The organism is Micromonospora reichwaldensis, assembly GCF_031845925.1.
Lineage (GTDB): Bacteria > Actinomycetota > Actinomycetes > Mycobacteriales > Micromonosporaceae > Micromonospora > Micromonospora reichwaldensis.
The window spans coordinates 1-255 of record NZ_JAVRFL010000107.1; the positions used below are offsets into that span (position 1 = coordinate 1).

1 rRNA gene is annotated in these 255 nt (G+C 60.8%); it reads left to right on the forward strand.

The annotated features are described in order from the left end of the window. Nucleotides 1-255: ribosomal RNA gene (locus tag RM555_RS31185) — 16S ribosomal RNA — on the forward strand; the annotation flags it as partial.

Below are 255 nucleotides of genomic sequence, written 5' to 3' on the forward strand. Positions count from 1 at the left end.
GCTTAACACATGCAAGTCGAGCGGAAAGGCCCTTCGGGGTACTCGAGCGGCGAACGGGTGAGTAACACGTGAGCAACCTGCCCTAGGCTTTGGGATAACCCTCGGAAACGGGGGCTAATACCGAATACGACCACCGGTCGCATGGTTGGTGGTGGAAAGTTTTTCGGCCTGGGATGGGCTCGCGGCCTATCAGCTTGTTGGTGGGGTGATGGCCTACCAAGGCGACGACGGGTAGCCGGCCTGAGAGGGCGACCG